Source organism: Azospirillum sp. TSO22-1 (assembly GCF_003116015.1).
Lineage (GTDB): Bacteria > Pseudomonadota > Alphaproteobacteria > Azospirillales > Azospirillaceae > Azospirillum.
Window position 1 is genome coordinate 1 of sequence record NZ_LGQZ01000206.1, and the last position, 6,525, is coordinate 6,525.

The window sequence follows — 6,525 nt, forward strand, 5'->3', positions numbered from 1 at the left end:
GGCTGACCTCGGCGCCCGCCTGGTGCAGGCGCACGCCCATGTAGGCGCCGATGGCGCCGGAGCCAAAGATGCAGATCTTCATGCCGCGTCTCTCCCGCTTGGCCGTTTACGGTCTTTGTGTGGATGCTGCCGGTCGCGCTTGGTTGGTCGGAGCGCCAAGCAATCGGCCGCCCCAACAAATACCGAGTTTGGTATACCAGATACCGTATGTCAACGCGGAAAATGGCGCTGTCCACGCTGTGGAAATTCCGCCCGGACGCGCGAATGCCGGACCGGAGGGGTGCTCCGGCCCGGCATTCGTTTCGGCGCAGCGGGTTACTTGGCGGGTTCGACGATCAGCTTCGAGGGCTGCACGTCGGCCGACATCTGCCGGGCCCGCATGGGCTTCAGCACGAACAGGGCGAGGAACGCGGCGATGGCGTTGACCGCGGCGGCGAAGAAGAACACCGCCTGCCAGCTGCCCGTCGAAGCGACCGCGATGTTGGCGAACGGAACGACCAGCGACGCGGTGCCCTTGGCGGTGTACAGCAGGCCGGCGTTGGTGGTGGCAAACTTCGAACCGAAGGTGTCGCCGCAGCAGGCCGGGAACAGGCTGTAGATCTCACCCCAGGCGAAGAACACCAGACCGGTGAGGATCACGAACGCCACCGGGTGCTGGCCCCACTGGTTCAGCGCCAGGATGCCGACCGCCTCGATGGCGAAGGCGATGAACATGGTGTTCTCGCGGCCGATGTTGTCCGACACCCAGCCGAAGAACGGACGGGTCAGGCCGTTCAGCACGCGGTCGATGGACAGCGCGAAGGTCAGCGCCGGCAGCGTCAGGCCCATGATCGAGACCGGCACGCCGTCGAGGTGGAAGTCCTTGGCGATGGGCCCCAGCTGCGCCGTGGCCATCAGACCGCCGGCGGCGACCATGGTGAACATCAGGTACATGACCCAGAACACCGGGGTCTTGACCATCTGCACCGGGGTGTAGCTCTCGCGGCTCTGCGCGACGCCGGACTTGTTGGCCTCCGGAACCTGGCCGTGCTTCGGCTCGGCGAGGAACCAGGCGAGCAGGAAGACGATCGCGCCCTGGCCGATGCCGAAGTACAGGAACGTCGCCTCGTAGCCGGAGGACTGGATCATGTTGGCGATCGGCACGACGGTCAGCGCGGACCCCGCACCGAAACCGGCGGCGGTCAGGCCGGCGGCGAGGCCGCGGCGATCCGGGAACCATTTCAGCGCGTTGCCGACGCAGGTGCCGTAGACGCCGCCGGCGCCGATGCCGCCGATGGCAGCACCCAGGTACAGCAGCACCAGCGAGTCCGCCACCGAGTTGATCGCCCAGGCGATGGCGCACAGCGCCCCGCCGATGAGGACGACGATGCGCGGGCCGAACTTATCGACGAACCAGCCTTCGACCGGAACCAGCCAGGTCTCGGTGACCACGAAGATGGTGAAGGCAACCTGGATCGCCGCACGGCCCCAATGATACTTTTCCTCGATCGGCGAGACGAACAGCGTCCAGCCGTACTGGAGGTTGGCGATCATCGACATGCAGATCACGCCGATGACCAGCTGCATCCAACGACCACCGAGTGGGCCTTGGCTTCCTCCCGCGTGCACTTCGTGCATTTCTCTCTTCCTCCTATGAAGCGAGCTTTTACAACGAGGATACTTGTCGCTCTTGCTTTTTTTTTGAGCTGGAGGAGGATCACGGGCGAGTGACGCCACCTGACCAGCCGGGCCGTTTGCCGGCCGAGAGTTCGTTGATCGCGCGGTCGCGGGCGATGCGCCGCGGATCGGTGTTAGGAATAAGGTATACCAGATGCCAAATGCGGCGCAAGCACTCTTTGCGCGGCAGATTGTTCGCGTTCCGAATCTCTTTCGGATAGGTCCATGCCTGAGATCGGCCCTGCCGCCTATGCCCTTGCGGCCGGCGCGGCACCCTCCAATGAGGCCTCTTGCTCGCCGCCGAGCAATGGCATACTGTATACCAGAAGCCAGTCAGGCAGACACCTTATATAAGGGAGGGACGACACCCCATGAACGAGCAGGCCATCGAGATCACCCTGGCGCGCACCGACGACGACATCGCGGCGAGCTTCCCGATCGTGAAGGAACTCCGCACCCACCTGACCGACGAGGCCGCCTTCCGCGACCAGGTCCGCCGGCAGATGGACGACGGCTACAATCTGGCGGTCCTGCGCGTCGGCGGGGACGTGGCGGGCTGCGGCGGCTTCCGCGTCCACGAAACGCTGTCGCGCGGCCGCTACATGTATGTGGAGGACCTCGTCACCTCGACCAGGCACCGCTCCCTCGGCCTGGGCGACAAGCTGTTCGACTGGCTGGCCAACGAGGCGCGCGAGCGCGGCTGCGCGCAGATGGAGATCATCTCCGGCGTGCAGCGCGGCGACGCCCACCGCTTCTATCACCGCAAGCGGATGACCATCAAAGCCTTCCAGCTGGTGCTGCCGCTGGCCTGAGCGGCCTTCAGCGGAGTCCGGACAAGCGAAAGGCGGCCCTGCGAGGGGCCGCCTTTTTCATTGGGCGGAAATGATGGGGCGGAAAGGCCCGCGCGTCAGAACGCGCGCGGGAAGCTGGCCCAGGCCGGGCCGGGAACGCTCTCGTCGATGTCCGTGCGGACGCGGCGCAGGCGGTTTTCCGGCGTCCAGGCGGCGGCCACCCCGCCACCGGCCCCGATGGTGACGAGCCGCCGGCCGAGGATGTGGTGGACCGTGGCGCCGAACACCGACAGCACGAGGGAAAGAATGATGATCTCCAGCATGGCCGTCACTCCTGTCGTCGCGGTTCCGTCTGCGTCCGATACCCTTATGCCTCAGCTGGGCCGTGAGTGCAAGGTATTTTGTATACCAGGTACGAAATACCTGAAATGCCTTTCCAACATGCTGCACCGCCGAACGTCATGACAAGGCGGCGCGATACCGCAGTGCGCTCAGGCCCCGCACCGCGCGGAATCTCATCAACACGATGTGCGGCCGAGTCGCAGTCCGCAGGCACGCTTGATCCACCCCCTACCCCCAAAGCGCCAATCCTCCGCAGCAGAAACTGTTTGACTGACATACTGTATTTGGTATACCAATACGCACAGCGATGCCGCGACGCGGCCGCCGCATTCAAGGAGGGCATGCCATGAGGGTTGAGGACATTCTCCGCACCAAGGAGCCCCGGGTCGTCACGGTCCGTTCGGGCTCCACCATCGACGAGGCGATCCGGCTGATGAAGTCGGAGAACATCAGCGCCCTCGTGGTCAAGGACGTCTGCCGCACCGAGGGCAACGCGGTCGCCGGCATGCTGTCCGAGCGCGACATCGTCTACGCGCTGCTGGACCAGGGCGGCGCCCTGCTGCGGCAGCCGGTGTCGGCGCTGATGACCCGCCAGCCGGTGACCTGCTCGCCCTCCGACAGCCTGCACGACGCCCTCCAACTCATGACCCGGCACCACATCCGCCACCTGCCGGTGCTCGACGACGGCACGCTGGTCGGCGTGGTCAGCGCCCGCGACTTCACCCGGCTGCAACTCGACGGGTTCGTCTCGCACGAGCGGCCGAACGGGGAGGCGCTGGTCTTTGCCCACCACTGAACCACATCCTCGGGGGGCGCCCGGCGCGCCCTCCGGGGCCGGGGATTCCATGACGACGCTCATCTTCACCCACCGCGACTGCTTCGAGCACGACACCGGCCCGGGACACCCCGAGAGTCCCAAGCGGCTGGACGTCGTCTGGCAGGCGCTGGACCGCGATGCCTTCCGTCACCTGGAGCGCCGCGACGCTCCGGAGGCCACCGTCGACCAACTCGCGCGCGTGCACGCGCGCGACTACGTGGAGGCGGTGCTGGAGGCCGTGCCCGACAAGGGCTACGTCCGCCTCGATTCCGATACGCTGCTGTCGCCTGGATCGCGCGGCGCCATCCTGCGCGCCGCCGGCTCGGTCTGCGCGGCGGTGGACGCGGTGCTGGCCGGCGAGGCGCTGCGCGCCTTCTGCGCCGTCCGTCCGTGCGGCCACCACGCCGAGCCGGCCCGCGCCATGGGCTTCTGCGTCTTCAACAACGTCGCCGTCGGCGCCGCCCACGCGCGCGCCGCGCATGGCCTGACCCGTGTCGCCGTCGTCGATTACGACGTGCACCACGGCAACGGCACGCAGGCGATGTTCGAGGACGAGCCGGACCTGTTCTTCGCCTCGACGCACCAGGCGCCGCTCTACCCCGGCACCGGCTACGCGCACGAGCGTGGTGTGGCCGGCAACATCGTCAACGCGCCGCTGCCCCCCTTCTCCGGCTCGGCCGAGTTCCGCCGCGCCATGGAGGTGGACGTGCTGCCGGCCGTGGATGCCTTCGCGCCCGAGCTGCTGTTCATTTCCGCCGGCTTCGACGCCCACGCGCGCGACCCGCTGGCGCAGCTGCAGCTGACCAACGCCGACTTCGAGTGGGCGACGCGGCAGTTGGTGGCGCTCGCCGACACGCATTGCGGGGGGAAGGTCGTCTCGGTCCTGGAGGGCGGCTACGACCCCGTCGGCCTCGCCGAGGGCTGCGCCGCCCATCTCCAGGCGCTGATGCGGGTGTGACGGCTACACCGTTACGCCCAAATCGGCCGCCCACTCCATGAGCAAGGCCGCCGGCCCGGACGGCTCCGGCCGGATCATCGGCACGGCGCCCAGCGCGATCTGGCCGGTGACGCCATCGACCGTCACCGTGTCGCCGGCCCGCACGGTGATCCCCAGCGCCGAGGTCATCGCGCCGCCCGCAAGGTCGATGCGCAGGCCGTGGACGCCCACCACGCACGGCCGGCCCAGGCCGCGCGCCACGGTGGCGGCGTGGCTGGTGAAGCCGCCGCGCGTCGTCACGATGCCGCAGGCCGCGTGCAGGCCGTAGACGTCCTCCGGCGAGGTCTCCGGCCGGCACAGCACCACCGCCCGCCCCTGCCCGGCCATCTGTACGGCCTGCTCCGACGTGAAGGCGACGGCGCCGCAGGCGGCGCCCGGTGCGGCCGGCAGCCCGGTGGCGAGCACCGTCCGCGGGGCCCGGGGATCGAGCACCGGCCGCAGCAGCCCGGCCAGCGCCGACGGGTCCACCCGCCGCACCGCGGTGTCGCGGTCGATGATCCCCTCGTGCACCAGATCGGTGGCGATGCGCACCGCGGCGGCGGCGGAGCGCTTGGCGGTGCGCGTCTGCAGGATAAACAGCCGGCCGCGCTGCACGGTGAACTCGATGTCCTGCACGTCGCCGAAGTGCCGCTCCAGCCGCTCGGCGACGGCGCGCAGATCGGCGAAGGCCGCGGGCATCCTCGCCTCGAACGCGGCGAGCGGGCCCGGCGTGCGGATGCCGGACACCACGTCCTCGCCCTGGGCATTGGCCAGAAACTCGCCGCTCAGGCCCGGCGCGCCGGTGGACGGGTCGCGGGTGAAGGCGACGCCGGTGCCGGAGTCCGGCCCGAGGTTGCCGAACACCATGCACTGCACCGTCGCCGCCGTCCCCCAGTCGTCGGGGATGCCGTGCAGCGCCCGGTAGGCGACCGCCCGCGGGTTGGTCCAGGAACGGAAGACGGCGGCAATGGCCTCGCGCAACTGCTCGGCCGGGTCCTGCGGGAAGGCGCACCCGGCGCGCCGCTCCACCTCGTCACGGTACAGCGCGACGACGCGGCGCCAGTCCTCCGCCCCGAGGTCGGCGTCGAGCACGAGCCCGCGCTCGGTCTTGCAGGCGTCGAGGATCGCCTCGAACCGGTGCTCGGCGACGCCGAGCACCACGTGCGCGTAGGTCTGGATCAGCCGGCGGTAGCAGTCGTAGGCGAAGCGCGCGTCGCCGGCGCGGGCCGCCAGCCCCTCCACCGTCGCGTCGTTCAGGCCGAGGTTCAACACGGTGTCCATCATGCCGGGCATCGAGGCGCGGGCGCCGGAGCGCACCGCCACCAGCAACGGGGCGCGCGGATCGCCGAAGCCGGCGCCCGCCTCGGTCTCCAGGCGGCGGAGCGCCGCCCGCACCTCCTCCGTCAGGCCGGCGGGCAGCGTGCCGGCAGCCAGGGTGCGGCGGCAGGCCTCGGCAACGATGGTGAATCCCGGCGGCACCGGGATGCCGAGCGCTGCCATCGCGGCCAGCCCCGCCCCCTTGCCGCCGAGCACCGCCACCGGATCGCCCGGCGCGGCGCCGGGCGCGGCGCCGAACGCGACCACCCAGGACCCGTGTCCGTCTCCCGTCGCACCGGCCGGATCCCGCATCGTGTCCTCCCGTCAGGCCGGCTGCGGCTCGTCGCAGGCCCCGACCATCAGGCGCAGGACGTAGCCGAGGCTGGTCCTGTCCTCTTCCGGGGCCGCGTCCCGCTGGCCGATCTCGTGCCCGGCCATCAGCTCCAGCGCGCGCACCATGGCGGAATGGTCCCACGCCTTGCCACCCTGCGCAACGCAGGCGTTGAACAGCTCCTGGCAGGTCGCGGTGTTCGGCAGCGACAGCCCCAGCGCCCGGGCACCCGCCAGCGCCAGGTTGAGGTCCTTCTGGTGCAGCTCGATGCGGAAGCCCGGATCGAAGGTGCGCT

General features: G+C 69.6%; 7 protein-coding genes and 1 pseudogene. 3 read left to right on the plus strand and 5 right to left on the minus strand.

Going from position 1 to position 6,525, the window contains the following annotated elements; translation table 11 throughout:
* Both TSO221_RS33785 and oxlT read right to left on the minus strand, forming a co-directional pair.
* On the minus strand, positions 1–82 hold an 82-nt coding region (locus TSO221_RS33785; RefSeq protein WP_146208950.1), incomplete at its 3' end, for a 2-dehydropantoate 2-reductase N-terminal domain-containing protein.
* A 233-nt stretch (positions 83–315) separates the two neighbouring features.
* Positions 316–1,566, minus strand: a complete 1,251-nt coding sequence (gene oxlT / locus TSO221_RS33790; RefSeq protein ID WP_247878391.1) for an oxalate/formate MFS antiporter — start codon at positions 1,564–1,566, stop codon at positions 316–318.
* Between the two features lie 461 nt (positions 1,567–2,027).
* Between oxlT and TSO221_RS33795 the strand changes: the two genes are divergently transcribed.
* The gene (locus TSO221_RS33795; protein ID WP_109122844.1) at positions 2,028–2,468 is read left to right on the plus strand and encodes a GNAT family N-acetyltransferase; all 441 of its coding nucleotides are present in this window, start codon (positions 2,028–2,030) and stop codon (positions 2,466–2,468) included.
* Positions 2,469–2,563: 95 nt separating this feature from the next.
* Here the strand turns inward: TSO221_RS33795 and TSO221_RS33800 are convergent, their stop codons facing one another.
* Positions 2,564–2,770 (minus strand): hypothetical protein, encoded by a 207-nt coding sequence (locus TSO221_RS33800; RefSeq protein WP_109122845.1) that lies wholly within the window; start codon positions 2,768–2,770, stop codon positions 2,564–2,566.
* Between the two features lie 365 nt (positions 2,771–3,135).
* Between TSO221_RS33800 and TSO221_RS33805 the strand changes: the two genes are divergently transcribed.
* Both TSO221_RS33805 and TSO221_RS33810 read left to right on the plus strand, forming a co-directional pair.
* A complete protein-coding gene (locus tag TSO221_RS33805; RefSeq protein ID WP_109122846.1) occupies positions 3,136–3,585 on the plus strand; it encodes a CBS domain-containing protein in 450 nt (149 codons plus the stop codon).
* Between the two features lie 49 nt (positions 3,586–3,634).
* On the plus strand, positions 3,635–4,564 hold the full coding sequence (locus TSO221_RS33810) for a histone deacetylase family protein (RefSeq protein ID WP_109122847.1): 930 nt from the start codon (positions 3,635–3,637) through the stop codon (positions 4,562–4,564).
* 3 nt (positions 4,565–4,567) lie between these two features.
* On the opposite strand, the gene TSO221_RS33815 is transcribed toward TSO221_RS33810, so the two are convergent.
* Together TSO221_RS33815 and TSO221_RS36995 are read right to left on the minus strand one after the other, a co-directional pair.
* On the minus strand, positions 4,568–6,211 hold the full coding sequence (locus TSO221_RS33815; RefSeq protein ID WP_109122848.1) for a pyruvate, phosphate dikinase: 1,644 nt from the start codon (positions 6,209–6,211) through the stop codon (positions 4,568–4,570).
* Between the two features lie 120 nt (positions 6,212–6,331).
* A pseudogene (locus TSO221_RS36995) lies at positions 6,332–6,525 on the minus strand (NAD-binding protein); the annotation flags it as partial.